Below are 18,885 nucleotides of genomic sequence, written 5' to 3'. Positions count from 1 at the left end.
GCACAGGTGGTGAGTTCCAGGTGACCCCCGACGGCGCCCGCGGCGACCTGTTCGATCAGCGATGCCCGACCCGGCAGTTGCTGGACCGCATCGGCACCAAGTGGACGTCGATGGTGATCAAGGTGCTGGCCGGGGCGGCTCCGGACGAGGTCCGGTTCGCGGAGTTGCAGCGCCGGATGCCGGGCGTCTCGCAGAAGATGCTGTCGGTGACCCTGCGGAACCTGGTCCGCGACGGCCTGGTCACCCGCCGGGTGGAGCCGACCGTGCCGCCACGGGTGCACTACCGGATCACCGAACTCGGCCTGTCTCTGGAGACTCCGCTGGCCATGCTGCGGAACTGGGCCGAGGAACACATGGCCGAGATCGACCGCGCCAACGCGGCGGCCATGGACGGCGCTTCCGGGTAGTCCCCTCACACCGCAGCGCGGTGGCGGTCACAGATCGTCCGGCTCGGGCTCCTTTCCCTCCTCCACGATCCGCATCGCCGCCTCCTCGGCCGACGCGGCGCCGCCCGCGATTCCGGCGTCGTAGGCCGCACTGTCCTCCGCCTGCTCCACACCGTGCGGCACGCCCTCGTCGGTGCCCACAAGACGCCCCGCCCGCGCGTCGCCGACCTCGCGGTCGATCAGCTCTCCGTTGCCGCCGACCAGGTCTCCGACGCCGTCCCCCAGTGGCTCGCCGACGTCCGGTACCTCCTCCGCCAGCCGCTGGTCGAGACTCTCGCCCCGGCGCTGCTCGCTGACCGTGACGCCGAACCGCTCCACTGCCAGCGGGCGCTCCGGCGGTGAGTACCCCTCGTCGATGGCCGGGCTGACGCCCCGGTCGTCCAGGGTGTCCTGCGGATCGAGGATTCCGGAGTCGTCCTGGACCTCCGACCCGTCAGGTTGGTAAACCTCGTTGGCCCACATCTCGTCGGACATGGGAGTCTCCTCACCACCGGGTGAGCTGCCGTCCTGCCCAGGCACCTGCTACGGCGCTCTTCCTCTTACACCTTGACACACTTTCCCGCGCTATGGCGGACCTGGCTGGTCAGTCAGCCGGGCCACGAGCACATCGGGGTGGATGGGCAGGGCACGCACCCGTACGCCGGTGGCGTGGTGGACCGCGTTGGCGATCGCCGCGGCGGTGCCGACGATCCCGATCTCGCCGATGCCCTTGGAGCCCATGGGGTTGAGGTGTGGGTCTTCCTCTTCGATCCAGTGGACGTCGATCTCCGGGACGTCCGCGCAGGCGGCCACGTGGTACGCGGCCAGGTCCCGTTCCGCGTAGTCACCGAAGGCGGGATCCATGGTGCTGCCCTCAAGTAGCGCCATTCCCAGGCCCATTGTCATCCCGCCGATGAACTGCGACCGCGCGGTACGGGAGTTGAGGATCCGGCCCGCCGCGAAGACGCCGAGCAGCCGGCGCACCCGTGTCTCACCGGTCGCCGGATCGACCTGGACCTCGGCGAACTGCGCGCCGAAGGCGTGGCGTGCGAGGTCCTCCCGCTCGTCAATGTCCTGGGCGATGTCCGTGGCGACGGTGATGCCCTGCTCGGGCACCGCGTACCCGCGTTCCGCCAGGCGCTGCCGCAACTCGGTGCACGCCTTGTGCACCGGCCAGCCCCAGGAGGCCGTGCCGGACGAGCCCCCGGCCACCGAGGCGGGCGGCAGATCGCTGCTGCCGACGCGGACCCGGACGCTGTCCAGCGGCACGCCGAGGGTGTCGGCGGCGATCTGGGTCAGCACGGTGCGGGCGCCGGTGCCGATGTCGCTGGCGCTGACGCGCACCTCGTAGCTTCCGTCGGCGGCGGCGTGCGCCTCGGCCTGCGAGGGCATCACGAGCGCCGGAAAGGTGGAGGCGGCGACGCCGCTGCCGATCAGCAGACGGCCCTCGCGCCTGCCCCCGATCCGGGCGTCCCGGTCGTGCCAGCCGAACCTGCGGGCGCCCTCGCGCAGGCACTCCACCAGATGGCGGCTGCTGAACGGCAGCCCGCTGTCCGGCTCGACGGCCGGCTCGTTGCGCGTCCGCAGTTCGATCGGGTCGACCCCGCAGGCGAGGGCGAGTTCGTCCATCGCGGACTCCAGGGCGAACATCCCCGGGCACTCGCCGGGCGCGCGCATCCACGACGGAGTGGGGACGTCGAGTCGGGCGACCCGGTGGGTGGTGCGGCTGTGTGGTGCGTTGTACATGGTGCGGCTGGGCGTCGCGGCCTGCTCCACGAACTCGGTGATCGTCGAGGACTGTGTGATCGCCTCGTGGGCGAGCGCCTCGATGTGTCCTTCGGGGTCGGCGCCGATGCGGATCCGCTGGATGGTGGGGGCGCGGTAGCCGGTCACCGCGGCGAGCTGGTTGCGCGGCAGGGCGAGCTTGACCGGGCGGCGCACGGTGCGGGCCGCCATCGCCGCGAGTACGACGGGGGGCCGGGCGGTGCCCTTGGCGCCGAAGCCGCCGCCGACGTGCTCGTTGACCACGTGCACCTTGCCGTTCGCCAGCCCGAACAACTGGGCGAGTGTGCGCTGGACGCCGGAGGAGTGCTGGTTGGAGTCGTAGACCGTCAGATCGTCGCCGTCCCACAGCGCGGTGGCCGCGTGCGGTTCCAGGGGGTGGTTGTGCAGGGCGGGGGTCTCGTAGACGGCGTCGATCCGCACCGGGGCGTTGGCGTAGGCGGTGTCGAAGTCACCGTGCTCCCGGTCGGCGGGCAGGCCCGCGTTGACCTCGTCGGGTTTGTACAGTCCCGGGTGGTCGGGGGTCAGTACGACGTCGTGCGGCTCGGTGCGGTAGGTGACGCGGATCGCTTCGGCGGCGGACCGCGCGGCCTCCAGTGAGGTGGCGACGGCGAGCGCGACGAACTGGCCGCGGTGCGCCACGTGCGGGCTCTGCAGCACGGCGAGGTTCGGGTCGTCGGTCTCGTGCAGCCGGGGAGCGTTCTGGTGGGTGAGTACGGCCAGTACGGCCGGGTCGGCCAGGGCCGCGGTGGTGTCGATCGACGTGATCTCGCCGCGCACGACGGTGGCGGGCACCGGCCAGGCGTACGCGGTGCGGTCGGTGGGGTGGTCGGTGGCGTACCGGGCGGCGCCGGTGACCTTCTCGCGGGCCTCCAGCCGGGCCGTGGGCGCCCCGAGCAGGGGCTGGGTGGTGGTCATCGCGGTTCTCCGGCCTCGGGCGCCGCGAGGTCGGTCAGCACGCTGACGGCGAGGCGGCGGGCGAGCGGCACCTTGTAGCCGTTGTCCCGCAGCGGCCTGGCCGCCGCCAGCTCCCGGTCGACGGCCTCTCCGAAGGCCTCCCCGGTCGCGGGCTGGCCCAGCAGCGCCTCTTCCGCGACGCGGGCGCGCCACGGCTTGGCCGCCAGTGCGCCGAAGGCGATCCGCACATGGTGCACCAGCCCGCCGCGCACCTGCAGCACGGCGGCGACGGAGGCGAGCGCGAAGGAGTAGGAGGCCCGGTCACGGGCCTTGCGGTAGGCCGAGCGGGCCTCGGGCACCGGCGGCGGAAGCTCCACGGCGGTGATCAGTTCACCGTGCCGCAGGACGGTGTCGCGCTGCGGTTCGTCGCCCGGCAGACGGTGCAACTCGGTCAGCGGCAGCGAGCGCGGACCCGAGGCCGAGACCAGGTGGACCATCGCGTCCAGCGCGACGAGCGCCACGGCGAGGTCGGACGGGTGCGTGGCGACGCAGTGCTCCGACGCCCCGAGGATCGCCAGGTCGCGGTGGACGCCCTCCCGGGCGGGGCAGCCGGAGCCCGGCTGGCGCTTGTTGCACGGCTTGCCGACGTCCTGGAAGTACAGGCACCGGGTGCGCTGGAGCAGGTTTCCGCCGATGGTCGCCGCGTTCCGTAGCTGCGCCGAGGCGCCGGACAGCAGCGCCTCGGAGACGATCGGATAGCGTTCGCGCACCATCCGGCGCGCGGCGAGCGTGCTGTTGCGTACGGCGGCGCCAACCCGCAGCCCGCCGCCGTCGGTCTCCTCGATCTCCTCGAACGGCAGTCGGCTGACGTCGACGACCACGTCGGGGGCGGCCACGCCGAGTTTCATGAGGTCCACCAGATTGGTGCCGCCACCGAGGTAGGTGGCGGCAGGAGCGTCGGTCAGCAAAGCGACGGCCGCGTCGGCGTCGGTCGGCCGTTCGTACCGGAATTCCTTCACCTAGCCACTTCCCGTACCGCACTGACGATGTTCACGTAGGCGCCGCAACGGCACAGGTTGCCGCTCATCCGCTCGCGGACCTCTGGCACGGTCAACTCGACCGGGCCTTCGGGGACGTCCTCGGCGGTGACGGCGCTGGGCCATCCGGCGCGCGCCTCGGCGATCGCCCCGACCGCCGAGCAGATCTGGCCCGGTGTGCAGAAGCCGCACTGGAAGGCGTCGTGGTCCACGAACGCCTGCTGGAGCGGGTGCAGGGTGCCCCCTTCGGCCAGCCCCTCGATGGTGGTGATCTCCGTCCCGTCCATGGCGACCGCGAGCAACAGGCAGGAGTTGACGCGGTGGCCGTCGAGCAGGACCGTGCAGGCCCCGCACTGACCGTGATCGCAGCCCTTCTTCGCCCCGGACAGGTGCGCGTGTTCGCGCAGCAGGTCCAACAGCGTCGTGCGGTTGTCGAGTTCGCGTGAGAACCGCTCACCGTTGATGTCCAGGGTGACCGCGGTCATGGCACCCATGGCCCGTCTCCTTCCGGTGCGCGCGGTCGCGCGTACCAACACATCGGCACAGCGTTTCGGGCTAACCGATTCGGGCCCGCGACAAACCGATGCCGCGTCATCTCACACCGCTGGCGCACGGAAACGTTCACCGAAGGTGACCGGGGTACGCCCGCCCGGCGTCGAGCGCACGGCGACATGGCAGACTCGGGCTGGGCCACGCCGGAACCGACAGGAGGGGTTGACGTTGCTGACCCTCGACCTTCACCCGATCTTCCGGAACAACCGAGACATCGAACTCGCCCTGCGGCAGACCATCTTCAAGGCCGCCCGAACCGGCGAGACCGTCTTGGAGATCATCCCCGGGAAGGGATCGGGGCAGCTGAGGCAGCGCACCCTGGCGTTCCTCGGCCAGAAGCACATCAAGAAGCTGTACGACCGGGTCGAGGCCGATCCGAACAACCCGGGCCGTCTCCTTGTCCACTTCAGGCCGGCCCGATGACCGCGCCGAATCCGACGCTGCCGCTCGACCAGGATGACGAGCCGCAGGCGCGGCGGCGCGTCAGCTGCCGCCTGTGCGGGCGCCCGTTGACCGGCCGGGAGGCGCGCCTGTGGGGGCTTGGCGAGGGCTGCCGCGCCAAGCTGGCGGAGCGCGGCGCTCCACGGCCGCCGCGCGCCGAGGTCGAGCAGGACGCGCTACCCGGTCTGGCGGACTGAGCGGGCGCGGGTCACTCACCGCTCGGGCGGGCGCGTACGCGCATCCGTTCTCCCCGCGGCCCGAACAGGCTGAGGAACTCCACGGGCGCCGAACCCGCGTTGGCGAGGCCATGCGGAGTGCGGATGTCGAACTCGGCGGTCAGGACGACGCCGTGCCCGCCCAGGGCCAGCCGTAGTCGGCCGGACAGGTCAGCCATACATCTGTTTGCTGACTCGGCAAGAAGGTTTGTCAAAGCAGCGATGCTGGGGCGACGCTCTGCGGTGAACGGAGGTACGGGCGGGGGCCACCCGCCTGTGACCACCGCCCCTCCCACCGAAAGGGAACCGAAGATGACCAACGAAACCGCCTCGGCGGCCGAGCTCTGGGACGCCCGGTACTCCGAGAGCGAGCGGATCTGGAGCGGACAGCCCAACACCGTCCTGGCCCGGGAGGTCGCCCCCCTCAAGCCGGGCACCGCGCTGGACCTGGGATGCGGCGAAGGAGGAGACGCCGTCTGGCTCGCCGAGCGGGGCTGGCGGGTCACCGCTGTCGACGTCTCCCGTGTCGCCCTGGACCGGGCGATCAAGCACGCCGCTGCGGCGGGCGTCGGCGACCGGATCGACTGGCAGCGGCACGATCTCGCGACGTCCTTTCCCACCGGCAGCTTCGACCTGGTCTCCGCCCAGTTCCTGCACACCCTCGGCGACATGCCGCGAGAGGAGATCCTGCAGAAGGCCGCTGCGGCCGTCGCGCCCGGCGGGGTACTGCTCATCGAGGGACACTCGGGTCTGCCCCACTGGGAGCAGCACGCCCATCCCGAGGTGCGGCTGCCCTCCCCGGACGAGGTCATCGAAGCGCTGAACCTGCCGGACGGGCAGTGGGAGGTACTGCTGAACGAGGAACACGAGCGCGTCCAGGTCATGCCCGACGGCGAGTCGTTCACGCGCACCGACAGCACCGTCAAACTCCGTCGGCTGCCTCAGCGTTGAGCGGACCGCCAGGGCCGGGCCGGACGAGTCCCGGCCCGCCCCGGACGGCGGTCAGGCCAGGGCGGCCTCCTGCTCGGCCCGCAGCCGCAGCTGCTTCTTGTCCGGCTTGCCCGCGTCGGTCAGCGGCAGGGCGTCGACGAACGTGATCCGCGCGGGCTCGTACATCGCGCCGCGCTCGCCGCGCACCATGTCGCGCAGTCGCTGTTCGTCGACGTCGCTGCCGGGGGCGCGGACCACGGTCGCGTGCACCCGCTCCATCCGGTCCTCGTCACGCACCCCGAAGACGGCGCTCTGCAGCACCTGCGGGTGCGAGTTGAGCAGGTCCTCCAGCTCCGTGGTGTACACATGGCCGCCGACCACGACGATCATGTCCTTGAGTCGGTCCACGATCGTCAGGTAGCCGTTCGCGTCCAGGTAGCCGACGTCACCGGTGTGCAGCCAGCCGTCGCGCAGCACCTCTGCGGTCAGTTCGGGCTGCTTCCAGTACCCGCTCATGATCTGGTCGGAGCGCACGCAGATCTCGCCGTGCTCACCCGCGGGCAGATCGCGTCCCGACTCGTCACGGACGACGACCTCGACCCCGTCGAGGACCTTGCCCGCGGACCGCAGCAGGTCCGGGCGCTGCACGTCGTGGTCCTCGGACTTGAGGACGCTGATGCCACCGGCCTCGTTCTGCCCGTAGAACTGCATCAGCACCGGGCCGAACCGCCGCACCGCGTCGGCGATGCGGGTCGGCGACGCCTGGCAGCCGCCGTACACCACGTTGGTCAGGCTGGAGGTGTCGGTGTGGGCCGCGTTCGGGTGGTCCATCAACTGGTAGAGCAGGGGCGGCAGCAGGAACAGATGGGTGATGCGCTCACGCTCGATCGTGGCCAGCACGGCCTCGGCGTCGAAGTCCTCCAACAGCACCACCGAGCCACCGGAGTTGAGGGTGGAGTCGACCAGGAAACCGGCCGCGTGGGCCAGGGTGGTGCACACCAACTGCCGGTGCCGGTCGCCCTTGTTCTCCGGCAGCCGTCCGCGCAGGTTGCGCATCTGGCCGAAGGAGGTGCAGATGCCCTTGGGATGGCCGGTGGTGCCGCCGGTGTGGCGGATGGTGCAGATGTCCTGCGGCCGGGCCTCGTTGGGGAACGGCTCGGCGGACTGCTCGGCCGCCAGGGCGAGCAGGTCGGAACCGATGGGCGCGGGCCCGAGTATCAGGACGTCCTTCACCGGCGCCCGGTCGAGCACCTCGACGGCACGCTCGGTGAGGCGCGGGTCGACGATCAGCGCGCGGGTCTCCACATCCTGCACGATGGCGGCCTGGACCTCGGCCGACAGCTTGTTGTAAAGGTGGTTGACCCGGCAGCCGATCAGGTTGGCGGCGTAGCGGGCGGCGACGGTCTCCGGCAGGTTCCCGCACAGCAACGTGACCGTCTGGCCGCGGCCTATGCCCTGGGCGCGCAGGGCGCGGGCCATCCGGTAGACGAGGTCGCGCAGTTCCCCCGCGGTCATGCGTCGTCCCTCGTGCACGAGGGCCTCGCGCTCCGGGTCAGCGCCCAGCGCGTCGAGGTTGTCGTCCACGTAAGTACGGAAACCGTCGGCAGCGACAGACATCTATAACTCCTCCTAGAAACCCATAGGGTTGCCCGAGGCAACCGAATGTACGATGCACCCTGATGATCCATAACAACAAGTCGGGCCATCGCCATCCGGCCCAGGAAGGTCGATCACGGCGCCGATTCGCCACCTGCGGGGCGCCGTGAACACGCTGCCTGCGGCCCTGCTCAGAGGTTGGTCAGCTTGTCGCCCTTCATGTCCTGAAGCGTGTGGTCGACGCAGACCGCCAGGATGAGCAGCATCATCGTGTCCCGCTCGCTCATCACGTCCACCGCGTAGGCGTCGCGGATGCTGAACCAGCGCCGGGAGATGTGCGCCAGGGTGTTGCCGTCGTGCTGGATGTCGAACTCGCGGTCCCAGAAGTTGCCCACTATCCGCAGTCGCCGCCCGTCCCGCAGGCTGACCTTGAAGCGGTCGCCGAAGAGGCTGAACATCCGCTTGCTGATCCATGCCTCCAACTGGCCTTCCCGCTTGATCAGGATGGTGTGGTGGAAGGTGAAGGCCTTCTTGACGATGCTGGCCACGTGGTTGCCCTGGGCGTCGACGAAGTCGAAGGTGCGGCGAAGCCGCAGGAACCTCCGGTTGACCTTGAAGACCTTCTCCCGGTGCTCGGTCTCGACCCATGCCTCCTCGTGGAAGGCCAGCATGCGGTCGCGTACCAGGTAGCGCATGGGAAATCCCCGTTCGGGTCGTTGCTGCCAGTCAGCGGCACTGTGCCGCCCCAGAGCGTATTACGCCGGTACGGCGACTTCCGGTTGCGTCGCGCTCCGGCCAGCGCCGCGTTGGTTCACTCCCCCGCGACAGAAGGCGGTACCCGTGCGCGCCCAGCGCGTCCGCCACTTCGGACAGTGGCGTGAAGCGTGGGTGTCAGCGGTGGCCCCCCGAGGCCAGGGCTCGCTCCGCCTCCGTGGCGAGGTCGGTGACGATGTCGGCCGCCGGTCTGATCTCGGTGATCAGATCAAGGGCCTCACCGGCCCAGACGGGGACGTAGTCGATGTCGTCGCGTTCGGCGGCGGCCCGGAACTCCTGCCGGGCAGCGGCGTTGCGGCTGAGTTCAGCCTCGCGGCCGTGCCAGCGTTCCAGGAAGGCGTTGCGCAGTGTGCGCGCGGGATACCGCTCGGGCCAGGGCGCTCCTCGTGCGACGTCCAGGGTGCGGCTTCGTACGGTGTCCTCGCCTCGGCCGTGCAGCAGCGCCTCGGTGAGTTGGGGCGGTACGAGTGCTTCGCGGCTGGCCTGGAACCGGGTGCCCAGCAGGGCCCCGGCCGCGCCGAGCACCAGTGCGGCCGCCAGGCCGCGCCCGTCGGCGATCCCGCCCGCCGCGAGTACCGGCACCGGCGAGGCCAGGTCGACCACGGCCGGTACGAACGGCAGCGTGCCGCGCCCCGCGCCACCGTGTCCCCCGGCCTCGGTGCCCTGGGCGACGATCACGTCCGCGCCCACGTCGAGGGCACGCCGCGCCTCGTCCAGATCGGTGACCTGCACGACGAGTTGGGCGCCCGCGTCCCGGACACGCTCGGCGAAGGGGGCGGGGTCGCCGAAGGACAGCATCATCGCGGCGGGCTGGTACTCCAGCGCCCAGGCGACGGTCTCGACGTCAACTCCCCAAGCGAGGAAGCCGATTCCCCACGGGCTGGTGGTCTGCCCGGTGAGCAGGGCGAGTTCATGGCGCAGCCAGTCGCGGTCGCCCCGGCCGCCGCCCACCATGCCCAGCCCGCCGCCGTTGGACACCGCCGCCGCCAGCGCGCCACCGGCGGAGCCGCCCATGGGCGCGAGGGCGATGGGATGCCGCAGCCCGAGTGAGGTGGTGAACGCGGTCGTCAATGCCATACGGGCATTATCCGGCCTCTCAGCGGTAGTGCCAGCGGCTGGGCGGGAAGTAGAACCACCGGGGGCGGCGGTCGAAGTTCTGCACCAGCAGCGCCGGGTGGCGTCGGTAGAAGCCGACGATCCGGAACTGGTAGCTACCGGAGGTGTTGAACGGGATGTTGACGTCGAGGAACGTCAACACCGAGCCGTCCTTGGTGGATTTGATGATGGCGATCGGTCCGCGTCGGCAGTTCTTCAGGATCGCCCTGACGTCCTTGAAGACCAACGGGGCGCGGGTGGGGCAGCGGAATCCGCTGCCGAAGCGCACCCGGCGGCCACGACGCCGGTCAGGAGCCACGGTGCCGTGCACCGAGCGGTGGGCCGTGCCTTGCACCGAGCGGTGCACCGTGGCGAGGGTTGCCGAGTGCCGTGTGTGGGCGGAAGCCAAGGCGGCATCGGCCAGGGTCGGCGCGGCAAGGACGATCACCGCGCCCGCCAGTGGAGCGGCGACCCACTTGTGAGGGCTCATGGCGATGACCTCCTCGGGCGGCGGACGCAGGCAAGAGGCTGCTGTTGGACGTCGGAAGATCCGCACCCTCACTACGAGCTAAAGCGCATCAGACACTTGCCGCAGCCCGAGCCCGTGGCAGGCGGGGCGTCCCGGATCACCCGGCCGGAGCAGCCCGTAGCCGTCAGCGCGGGTCACCACGGTGTCCCGGCGGCGGCGATTCATCCGGCTGGCGGCACACGATTGGTGGCACCGCCCCGGCAGTGCCGGGGCGACGGCGCCGCGTTACCGTCGGCCGCCGGTGGAGCGGGGCGCGCCGCCGCTTGACGCCCTCCCGCTGGCGACGCGCTGGCGCGCCGCCTCGTAGAGCACCGCCGTGGTGGCGTTGGCCGCGTTGAGGGAGCTGGCCGCGCCGGTCATGGGGATGCGCACCGTGTGGTCGCACACCTCGCGCCATGCGTTGCTGAGCCCGTTGGTCTCGTTGCCGACCAGCAGCAACACCGGCTGGGTGAGGTCGAAGTCGAAGACATCGCAGTCGCCCTGCTCGTCCGTACCGACCAGCACCACCGGCTGGCCCGCGGCCCGCTGCGCGTCCACCCAGTCGACCACCTCGCGTGGCGACGCGACCCGTACCGAGGGCAGGGCGAACAGTGAACCGGTGCTGGCGCGCACCGACTTGGGGTCGTAGACGTCCGCGGCGTGTCCGGCGACGATCAGGCCGTCCGCGCCGAAGGCGTCCGCGGAGCGGATGATGCTGCCGATGTTCCCCGGGCTCGTCGGCCGGTCGAACAGCACACCGAGGAAGTCATCGCGCACCGTGATTCGGTCGAGGTCGTCGGCGGGCATGCCCACGACGGCGACCACCTCGGGTGCGGACTCGTTCTTCTCCCCCAGGTCAGCCACCATGTCGGAGGTCGTGGCGATGTGCTCGGTCCGTACGGTACGCAGCAGTTCCTCGGCCCACTGGGACAACTTCCGCTGCTCGTCGTAGATCAGCGCGTGCACCGGCCAGCCGTACCGTACGGCCAACGTGATGGGCCGCACCCCCTGGACCAGGAACTCACCTGACCGCTGGCGCTTGTTGCGATTGCCCAGCAGTGCCTGCCACTGCTGGTACCGCGCGTTGCGCGAGGTGATCCGCTGAACCGTTGGCACCTGTCCCCCATATCGTGATGACCCGCGACGAACCGCGCGTGGGCAGCGTACTCGATGTCCGCGCGCCAACCTCTGTTCCGATGCCGGACATCTGCGGTGCACCGAGCAGTGCGATATCTGAGGAGCTCATGCCCGGCCCAGCAGGGCACATATGCGGTCGTCTACACGCTGTAGTAGCTTACCTGGCGCGTTGTCCCCCGTACGCGACCCAGAGAGCGACTGTGACGACCGACGATCGAACGCCGACCATCGCGCCCGCCGCGAGACCGGTGCGGCAGGCCGTGCGAGGGAGGATGGCGGTCGGTGCGCGCCAACGGGCCGCGGGAGAGCCGCTGATGCCGCCGGTTCCACGAGTCGCCCTGGACACCGGACCCGCGTCCGCCACCATCGCGCCGGACGCCCTCGGGAGCGCCCTGGTCGACCGGTTCAACGACAGCGTGCTCGCCAGGCCGAGGGTCGCCGTCTGCGTATCGGCACTCGGCATGGTGCTGTTGGTGCTGGTCGGCGCCAGCGCGCCGAACAACCACACACTGCGGGCGCCGCTTCCGCTGCCCCTGCTGGCACCCATGCCGGGGGGCGCCTCCACGATCGCCGTCTACATATCGATAGCGCTTTCCAGCGTGGGGCTGTTCGGACTGCTCGGCGCCAACCGCCGCGGCTGGCGCCCAAGACCGCGCGCCCTCTTCTACGTGGGCGCGGCCGTCGTGGCCGTCGTCGCCGACCTGACGCCGGTCGGCTCCTCCGACACCGCCAGTTATGCCGCCTATGGCCGGATAGCCGCGCTCGGCGGCGACCCCTATGTGACCACGCCCGGCCAACTGGGCGGCGGCTACGCGCACTTGGTCAGCGACGTATGGCTGCGTACGCCCTCGGTGTACGGGCCGGTCGCGACCTGGTTGCAGTCCGCGGCGGCGCAGATCGGCGGGCACCGGCCGTGGTTGACCATCTGGCTGCTGATGCTGGTCAACGGCGCCGCGTTCCTCGCCGCCGGACACCTCCTGATACGCACCGCCGACGACCCGGTCCGCGCCGCGCTGATGTGGGTCGCCAATCCGCTGCTGATCGTGCTGCTGGTCGCGGGCGGCCATCTCGACACCCTCATCGCCGCCCTGGCGGTCTGCGCCGTTCACCTCGCCCGCCGGGCCGCCCGGCCGCGTGACGACCTGCTGGTGGGGGTGCTCGTCGGGCTGGCCTGCGGCCTCAAGATCAGTGCGGTGCTGCTGGGCGTCGGACTGTTGTGGCCGCTGCTGCGGGAGCGCGACTGGGCCCGCATGGCACGGCAGACGTCCGCCTTCGCGGTCGTCTCGTTCGCCGGCTACTACCCGTACGGCCTGCATGCCCTGTCACCGCTGTCGTCGGCGGCCCGCCTGGTCTCCGTCCCGTCGTTGTGGGCGGCCGTCCAACAGCTCGGCCGGGTCACCGTGGGACCGGCCGCGACCGGCACCGCCATCAGCCTCGCCTGGCCGGTCCTGATGCTGGCCCTCGCCTGGCTGCTGCACCGCCGCATCCCGCCGCAGGCTGTACTCTCCGTGTCCGCGCCGTTCGCCCTGGGCTTCGCCTGGATCCTGGCGGCGCCCTGGTCCATGCCCTGGTACACCGCCACCGTCTGGGCCACGGCGGCACTGCTGCCGCGCGGCCCGCTGACCCGCTGGCTGATCCTGACCACGTCAGTGCTCGCCTTCAGCCACAACAGTGGGGGCCACGGCTGGACTTGGTAGTGCGCGGCGTGAAGTTCACCAGACCGCCGTCTGGCGCTCATGTCCACGAACGGCGGATCGGGACCGGCCGCTCCTACGGTACGGCGCGAGCACGAGGGGGCTGCCCCACCCGAAGCGCCGCACGCCGTACCCGGCCGTGCGCCCACGTCGAGCGGAAGCACATGGACGTCCTACAGCACGCCTCTCCCGACCACACCCACCACCTCCCGGAAACCGGGCCACCGCTCCGCGCACTGGTCATCACCGGCAGTGTCGGCGCGGGCCACAACGGTGCCGCCACGGAACTCGTACGACGGCTGGCCGCCCACGGCATCGGGGCCACGTACCGTGACTACCTCGACGCCCTACCGCGCCGCTACCGCCATCTGCTGCGGGACGGCTACGCGTTCAGCGCCACTCGCGCGCCACGGGTCTTCGAATGGCTGTTCCGCAGCGAGGAACGGGACTCGACGGTGCGCGCGCTCACCATGCGGCTGTGCCGACTGGCCTGCCGGGACCTGGCGGACTGGGTCGGCCAGGGCTACGACGTGGTGGTGACCACGTTCCCGTTCGCCGCGCAGAGCCTGGGCATGCTCAAGGAGGACGGCACACTGACCGCGCCCACGGTGTGCTACCTCACCGACCCCGCGCCGCACCGGCTGTGGCTGCACCCCCGCATCGACGCACACCTCACCGTCACCCACGCCACGGCCGCCGAGGGCAGCGCGAGGTACGGCCTGCCGATGGCTCCCGCCGGCCCCCTGGCCCCGGCCGCCTTCGACGCGCCGGTCGACCCGGCGGACCGCCAGGCGCTCCGCGCCGAGCTGGGCGTACCGGCGGACGGGCGGATGGTGCTGCTGGTGACCGGCTCGATGGGACTCGGCGATGTGACGGCCAGCGTACGCGCGGTGTGCGGCGTGCCGGGGACGGTGCCGGTGGTGCTGTGCGGCAGGAACGAACGGCTGCGGCAGCGGGTGGCGGAGCTGCCGGGGGCGGTCGCGCTGGGGTGGCGCGATGACATGCCGCGGTTCATGTCCGCCGCCGATGTGCTGGTGCACAACGCGGGCGGGCTGTCGCTCACCGAGGCGCTGGTGGCGGGGCTGCCCGCGGTGAGCTACGAGGTGCTGTCCGGACACGGCCGGGCCAACGCGGCCACCCTGGCCCGCGCCGGGCTCGCCCCCTGGCCCCGCACCCCCGCCGGACTGGCGGAGGCGCTGGACCAGCAGGCGGCGCGGGGCCGGGTGCGGCTGCCGGCGCTGCCCGAGGAGCAGCAGGCGGTGCACGTCGTCGCGGAGCTGGCGCGCCGCTGGCGTGCCGAGGGGCGACGCTGCGGTACGGCACCCGCCGCGCGCCGAAGGCGCCAACCGCCGCTGTGGCGGCGGCAGTTGGGGGCGGCCGCGCCGGGGGCGAACTCGGCCTCGTGACCTATGACCCGGTGGCCTGGGCGGGCGCCGCGGGAGGGAACGGGATCCTGGCCAGGACGGGCAGCAGCCACGCCTCCTCGTAGTCGAGGTGCGCGGTCAGCTCCCTTGCCATCCGGTCGAGTTCGGCGGTGAAGCGGCGGGGGTCGGCGGTTGCGATGTCGGTACGGCTCTGGTAGTCCCCGTACCCCGGTGCGACACGCAGCACCTGGTCGAACAGCCGGTCCCGCCGCGCGCCCTCGGTGGGCACCGCTGTCGCGGGTGACTTCCACAACGCCCGTCAACTGCTGCGGGCGATGGGCCGCCGTATCGACCGCGAACCGCCTGGAACCGGTCCGGCCCGGCAGGGTCGTTCCGGCCGCGCCGTCGGGCCCGTGCTCACCGTGCGCGTGTGCTGGGCAGGTTGCTCGTGCTGTTGGAAGACGACCACACCGTGGCACTGCGCAGGGCACCCGACGTCCGTCGGGCCTGCGCGCAGCCGTACGGTCCGCCGTGCCGACCGATGGTGGTGTCGCTGACGGAGCTGCTCGGTGTCATCGGAGCACACCAGTGGCGCGGCAAGGGCGTTGCTGTACCCGCCCTCGGGGCTCGCGGTCATCCGCACTACGGAGTGTTCTCCCCGGTCAGGCGCGAGTACGTGGACCTGGTGGCACGGGCGCCGCTCCCCGCCGCGGTGGTGGACGGCGCCGCTCCCCGCACCGCGTTCGACCTCGGCACGGGGACCGGTGTGCTCGCCGCCGTCCTGGCCCAGCGGGGCATCGAGCGGGTGGTGGCCACCGACATCAACCCCCGCGCGCTTGTCTGCGCTCGTGAGAACGGCTGGCCGAACACCTGGGGCTCAGAACACGGCGCCAACTGCTCGCCGCCATCGGGGCCGCACATCTGCGGGTGCTGGACAGGATCGACACCACACCACGGCATCCACGCTCGACCGACCCCGCGGATCCGCTGCACGCGGCCCGCGCGGCGGAGACCACCTTCACTGTGGCGCCTGGCGAGCGCGCGGTCATGACCTCACCGGCTGCGCGGCGCCCACCTGGACCTCCGCGGCCTGCATCGAGGCGCGGACCACGGCCAGGCAGGGTGAGCAGCAGCGCTCCGTCGCGGCGTGGCCCCCTGCCACCAGGCTCTCGTGCACTGTTTGGGCGAGTCGCTGACCGCACAGGGCCATCTGGTTGTCTTCCTTGGAGATGACATGCCACAACAGCGCCAAGCTGCTAGAAGTGTTCTCCAGGCCTCCGGTCGCATCCGGGTCGAATTCGGCGCGCATTTCGTACATCGGCCTCTCCCTGGCTCATGTCCCAGCGGGCGGGGCAGCCCCGGTTCGCCCGCGGATCCATCGAAACGCCCGGCCCCCGAATGGACCATCGGAGCTAGGCCGTCAGAGTGAACACCGGGAAGTGGATCAGGTTACGGGCCGGCGGTCGATCGGGGTGAGCGGTGTGCGGATCACCACCGGGGTGCGGCGGGGCCCCGACCACGGCGCCGGGACCGCGTCGATGTCCCATGCCAGCCGGTATACGAGCCCCTCGTAGTTCACCCGCCAGCCGCGGAAGTGCGGCCATGCCTCCTGCGGTGTGCGTTCCATCGGATAGCCCTGCTCGGTCATCCGCGCCACACCCTGGAGGAACTCCTGGTAGGTCAGCTGGAGCGGGTCGTCGGGGTGGGGGTCGTGGTCGTAGGCGATGCCGCGGCTGTCGGCGATGTCACGCAGGCAGACGAAGCCCGCGCGCAGTGCCATCCGTACCTCGGCCTTCGGCTGGGAGGGGTTGAACGCCAGCCGCAGCGCCGCGGCGTCCATCACCGACAGCAGGGCGATCAGCCAGTTGCGGACCGCCTTGGTGGAGCGGAACTGGATCAGGATCGGGTAGGTCGTGTGGCTCTCGCTCAGTCCGGCGCTCCACCGTTCCCAGCCGCGGAACAGCTCGGTGAGGTCGTCCAGCAGCTGGACCTGCGCGTACCGGGCGAGGATCTCCGGTCCCCAGGGCGGGCTCCCGGCGCGCGACTCCAGCAGGGTGACCTCGGTCTCGCGGCGCTGGTAGGCGGCGTAGAGGGCGGGCAGATAGCCGACCTGCAGGCCGATCACGATCGGGCCGGTGGCGGCGGCGCAGAAGTCGATGGCGTTCAGCGACGCCCGGTTTCCGCTGGCGAAGCCGAGGGTGAACAGCGACGAACCGGCCTCGGTGAGCGCGGCCCTGACGCCGAGTCGGCTCACCGCCGCCTCCAGCAGCGCATAGCCGAGCAGGAAGAACGCCAGCCAGCTGATCAGTGTGATGAGGATGGCCAGCGGCGCCACGGGGGCGAGCAGCCGGTCCTTGACTTCGGCACTGTGCGTCAGGTCGGCCATCCACTGGAACGGCCGGTGCACCGTGCGCTGCACGACCCGGGTGAAGCTGGAGCGGGTCAGCCGTGGGATCACCAGTGTGCCCAGCACCGAGAAGAAGATCCCGAGCACGATCACCGCACCGGCGATGCCCAGCAGTACACGCAGCACAGTTACGTTCCTTCCCGCACCGATCAAGACGAGGGAAGCGTACGAGGCGTGAGGGGCAGGCGCCCTTTCATGCCGCCGCCGCTCGTCCGTGCCCCTTGCGCAGGAAGCTTTTCAACCGCCGCAACGGCCAGGTGTTGATCACGTCGTCCGCGGTCAGCCAGCCGCGCTGCGCGGTGCCGGTCGCGTAGCGCAGATAGGGCAGGTGGATCGGGCTGTGGGCGTCGCTGTCCAGTGCGAACTTCACGCCGTAGCGCTTGGCCAGCAGGATGTCCTCGTCGCTCAGGTCGAGCCGCTCCGGCTGGCCGTTGACCTCCATGGCGGTGCCGGTGCGACCGCAGGCTTCGAACACCGCGTCCAGGTCCACGTCGATGGGGGGCCGCCTGCCGATGTGGCGGGCCGTGGGATGGCCGATGATGTTGACGTACGGGTTCTCGCAGGCCCTGATCAGCCGCCGGGTCTGGGCCTCGCGGCCGAGCTGGAAGTACGAGTGGACAGAGGCCACGCACAGGTCGAAGTCCGCCAGGAAGTCCTCGGGCCAGTCGACGTCGCCGTCCCGGCCGATGTTCAGCTCGGTGCCGTGCAGTAGTCGCAACCTGTGGTGTTTGCCGTCGAGTTGACGCACCAGTTCGCGCTGGGCGAGCGCCTTGTCGTCGGTCATGCGCTGCATGTAGAGGTCGGGGGCGTGGTCGGTGACCGCGTAGTAGGCGTAACCGCGTTCGGCCGCGGCGGCCACCATCTCCTCCAGCGGGGCGAGTCCGTCGGTCAGGTCGGTGTGGGTGTGCAGATCGCCGCGCAGCTGCGTCTCCGTCACCGGATCGGGCAGCGTGCCGTCCAGCGCGGCGGCGATCTCGCCGCGGTCCTCGCGCAGCGTCGGTGGGATCCACGGCAGCCCGAGTCGTGCGTACACCTCCTCCTCGGTGCACGAGACGATCAGCTTGCCGCTGTCGGCCTCGAACAGGCCGTACTCGGAGAGCTTGAGGCCCTGGCGCACCGCGATGGTGCGCAGCCGGATGTTGTGCGCCTTGGAGCCGGTGAAGTACATCAGGCCCGCGCCCCAGGAGTCGGGTGGTACAACCCGCAGGTCCACCTGAACGCCCTCGGAGGTGCGGATCGAGCTCTTGGTGCCGCCGTGCGCGATGACGTCGACGGTGTAGGGCAGGTTGACGAACGCGTCCATGAAGGGCGCCGAGTCGTCCGCGGCTACGAGGATGTCGATGTCGCCGACGGTCTCCCGCATCCGGCGCAGCGAGCCCGCGCAGGTGCAGCGGACGCAGCCGGTGATCTCGGTGAGCCTGGCCAGCACGTCCTCCGCGGTCTGCATTGCCGTGTTGAGCAGGATGCGGTCACCCGCCTGCCGTAGCAGGCCGATGCCGTGCAGCAGGTTCTCCTCGGTCTTGGGGCCGAAACCCTTCAGACCGCGCAGTTTCTCCGAGCGGATGGCCTCGGCCAGCTCGTCGACGGAGGCGATGTGCAGGTCCTCGTATAGTGCCATGGCCTTCTTCGGCCCGAGGGTGGGGATCCGGATCAGTTCGCGGACGCTCGCGGGAATGCGGGACCTGCGCTCCTCCAGCGCCGGGATGTGGCCGGTGTGGAAGTACTCGGCCACCTTTTCGGCGATGGACGCCCCGACGTTGGGTATCTCGCGCAGATGCTTGACGTCCAGCCGGGAGACATCAGCGTGGTACCCACCCACCGCGCGGGCCGCCTTCTCGTAGGCGCGGGCCTTGAAGGCGTCGCCACCGGTGACGGACAGGAGGTCGGCGTACTCCTGGAGCAGCGCCGCGACCTCCTCGTTGGGCCGCACCATGGTGCCCATTTTACTGAGCTTGCCCTTGTGCTGCCTGGCCACTGTGGGCGGCGCCCTGACAGGGTTGGCATGAAACCGCCAAGCCGAAGGGAAACGCG

Annotated in this window: 19 protein-coding genes and 2 pseudogenes; 7 read left to right on the top strand and 14 right to left on the bottom strand. The window is 71.0% G+C overall.

What is annotated here, in order from left to right:
• The first annotated feature begins 20 nt into the window (after window positions 1–20).
• A complete protein-coding gene (locus tag P3G67_RS01865; protein WP_276091856.1) occupies window positions 21–407 on the top strand; it encodes a winged helix-turn-helix transcriptional regulator in 387 nt (128 codons plus the stop codon).
• Between the two features lie 27 nt (window positions 408–434).
• On the opposite strand, the gene P3G67_RS01860 is transcribed toward P3G67_RS01865, so the two are convergent.
• The 4 genes from P3G67_RS01860 to P3G67_RS01845 form a co-directional block, all read right to left on the bottom strand.
• Window positions 435–920: a DUF5709 domain-containing protein gene (locus P3G67_RS01860; protein WP_276091855.1), complete on the bottom strand. Its 486-nt coding sequence runs from the start codon at window positions 918–920 to the stop codon at window positions 435–437.
• 90 nt (window positions 921–1,010) lie between these two features.
• Window positions 1,011–3,125 (bottom strand): xanthine dehydrogenase family protein molybdopterin-binding subunit, encoded by a 2,115-nt coding sequence (locus P3G67_RS01855; protein ID WP_276091854.1) that lies wholly within the window; start codon window positions 3,123–3,125, stop codon window positions 1,011–1,013.
• Window positions 3,122–4,123 (bottom strand): FAD binding domain-containing protein, encoded by a 1,002-nt coding sequence (locus P3G67_RS01850; protein ID WP_276091853.1) that lies wholly within the window; start codon window positions 4,121–4,123, stop codon window positions 3,122–3,124. Before P3G67_RS01850 ends, P3G67_RS01855 begins: the two co-directional genes overlap by 4 nt.
• Entirely contained in the window at window positions 4,120–4,635 is a 516-nt protein-coding gene (locus P3G67_RS01845) for a 2Fe-2S iron-sulfur cluster-binding protein (protein WP_276091852.1), read from the bottom strand. The genes P3G67_RS01850 and P3G67_RS01845 overlap by 4 nt, the downstream gene beginning before the upstream one ends.
• Before the next feature lie 220 nt (window positions 4,636–4,855).
• Between P3G67_RS01845 and P3G67_RS01840 the strand changes: the two genes are divergently transcribed.
• Complete coding sequence (locus P3G67_RS01840; RefSeq protein ID WP_269856708.1) at window positions 4,856–5,116, top strand: Smr/MutS family protein; 261 nt, start codon at window positions 4,856–4,858, stop codon at window positions 5,114–5,116.
• Window positions 5,113–5,331: a DUF6011 domain-containing protein gene (locus P3G67_RS01835; RefSeq protein WP_276091851.1), complete on the top strand. Its 219-nt coding sequence runs from the start codon at window positions 5,113–5,115 to the stop codon at window positions 5,329–5,331. Before P3G67_RS01840 ends, P3G67_RS01835 begins: the two co-directional genes overlap by 4 nt.
• An 11-nt stretch (window positions 5,332–5,342) precedes the next feature.
• Here the strand turns inward: P3G67_RS01835 and P3G67_RS01830 are convergent.
• Window positions 5,343–5,519: pseudogene (locus tag P3G67_RS01830) on the bottom strand (XRE family transcriptional regulator); the annotation flags it as partial.
• A gap of 142 nt (window positions 5,520–5,661) precedes the next feature.
• Between P3G67_RS01830 and P3G67_RS01825 the strand changes: the two are divergent.
• Complete coding sequence (locus tag P3G67_RS01825) at window positions 5,662–6,300, top strand: SAM-dependent methyltransferase (protein WP_276091850.1); 639 nt, start codon at window positions 5,662–5,664, stop codon at window positions 6,298–6,300.
• Window positions 6,301–6,351: 51 nt separating this feature from the next.
• On the opposite strand, the gene P3G67_RS01820 is transcribed toward P3G67_RS01825, so the two are convergent.
• The 5 genes from P3G67_RS01820 to P3G67_RS01800 all read right to left on the bottom strand — a co-directional run bounded on the left by P3G67_RS01820 (window position 6,352) and on the right by P3G67_RS01800 (window position 11,368).
• Window positions 6,352–7,896 (bottom strand): AMP-binding protein, encoded by a 1,545-nt coding sequence (locus P3G67_RS01820; RefSeq protein WP_276091849.1) that lies wholly within the window; start codon window positions 7,894–7,896, stop codon window positions 6,352–6,354.
• Between the two features lie 170 nt (window positions 7,897–8,066).
• Window positions 8,067–8,570 (bottom strand): LURP-one-related/scramblase family protein, encoded by a 504-nt coding sequence (locus P3G67_RS01815; protein WP_269856712.1) that lies wholly within the window; start codon window positions 8,568–8,570, stop codon window positions 8,067–8,069.
• A 196-nt stretch (window positions 8,571–8,766) separates the two neighbouring features.
• Window positions 8,767–9,726 (bottom strand): NAD(P)H-dependent flavin oxidoreductase, encoded by a 960-nt coding sequence (locus P3G67_RS01810; protein ID WP_276091848.1) that lies wholly within the window; start codon window positions 9,724–9,726, stop codon window positions 8,767–8,769.
• 19 nt (window positions 9,727–9,745) lie between these two features.
• Entirely contained in the window at window positions 9,746–10,234 is a 489-nt protein-coding gene (locus P3G67_RS01805; protein WP_276091847.1) for a hypothetical protein, read from the bottom strand.
• A 264-nt stretch (window positions 10,235–10,498) separates the two neighbouring features.
• The gene (locus tag P3G67_RS01800; RefSeq protein WP_276091846.1) at window positions 10,499–11,368 is read right to left on the bottom strand and encodes an RNA methyltransferase; all 870 of its coding nucleotides are present in this window, start codon (window positions 11,366–11,368) and stop codon (window positions 10,499–10,501) included.
• 335 nt (window positions 11,369–11,703) lie between these two features.
• On the opposite strand from P3G67_RS01800, the gene P3G67_RS01795 reads away from it, so the two are divergent.
• Entirely contained in the window at window positions 11,704–13,086 is a 1,383-nt protein-coding gene (locus P3G67_RS01795) for a hypothetical protein (protein WP_276091845.1), read from the top strand.
• 161 nt (window positions 13,087–13,247) lie between these two features.
• Complete coding sequence (locus tag P3G67_RS01790; RefSeq protein ID WP_276091844.1) at window positions 13,248–14,489, top strand: MGDG synthase family glycosyltransferase; 1,242 nt, start codon at window positions 13,248–13,250, stop codon at window positions 14,487–14,489.
• A 1-nt stretch (window position 14,490) separates the two neighbouring features.
• Here P3G67_RS01790 and P3G67_RS35945 read toward each other — a convergent pair whose 3' ends face one another.
• On the bottom strand, window positions 14,491–14,736 hold the full coding sequence (locus tag P3G67_RS35945; protein ID WP_391858160.1) for a hypothetical protein: 246 nt from the start codon (window positions 14,734–14,736) through the stop codon (window positions 14,491–14,493).
• Here P3G67_RS35945 and P3G67_RS01780 point away from each other — a divergent pair.
• Window positions 14,732–15,498: pseudogene (locus P3G67_RS01780) on the top strand (methyltransferase); the annotation flags it as partial. The gene P3G67_RS35945 and the pseudogene P3G67_RS01780 sit on opposite strands and share 5 nt — an antisense overlap.
• On the opposite strand, the gene P3G67_RS01775 reads toward P3G67_RS01780, so the two are convergent.
• The 3 genes from P3G67_RS01775 to polX all read right to left on the bottom strand — a co-directional run bounded on the left by P3G67_RS01775 (window position 15,493) and on the right by polX (window position 18,787).
• The gene (locus P3G67_RS01775; protein WP_276091843.1) at window positions 15,493–15,765 is read right to left on the bottom strand and encodes a hypothetical protein; all 273 of its coding nucleotides are present in this window, start codon (window positions 15,763–15,765) and stop codon (window positions 15,493–15,495) included. The pseudogene P3G67_RS01780 and the gene P3G67_RS01775 overlap by 6 nt on opposite strands.
• A 126-nt stretch (window positions 15,766–15,891) precedes the next feature.
• Window positions 15,892–16,980 (bottom strand): hypothetical protein, encoded by a 1,089-nt coding sequence (locus P3G67_RS01770; protein ID WP_276091842.1) that lies wholly within the window; start codon window positions 16,978–16,980, stop codon window positions 15,892–15,894.
• A gap of 67 nt (window positions 16,981–17,047) precedes the next feature.
• On the bottom strand, window positions 17,048–18,787 hold the full coding sequence (gene polX, locus P3G67_RS01765; protein ID WP_276091841.1) for a DNA polymerase/3'-5' exonuclease PolX: 1,740 nt from the start codon (window positions 18,785–18,787) through the stop codon (window positions 17,048–17,050).
• Window positions 18,788–18,885 lie beyond the last annotated feature (98 nt).

This window comes from Streptomyces silvisoli, assembly GCF_029269905.1.
Classification (GTDB): domain Bacteria; phylum Actinomycetota; class Actinomycetes; order Streptomycetales; family Streptomycetaceae; genus Streptantibioticus_A; species Streptantibioticus_A silvisoli_A.
This window is presented reverse-complemented; position numbering and strand designations above follow the sequence as displayed.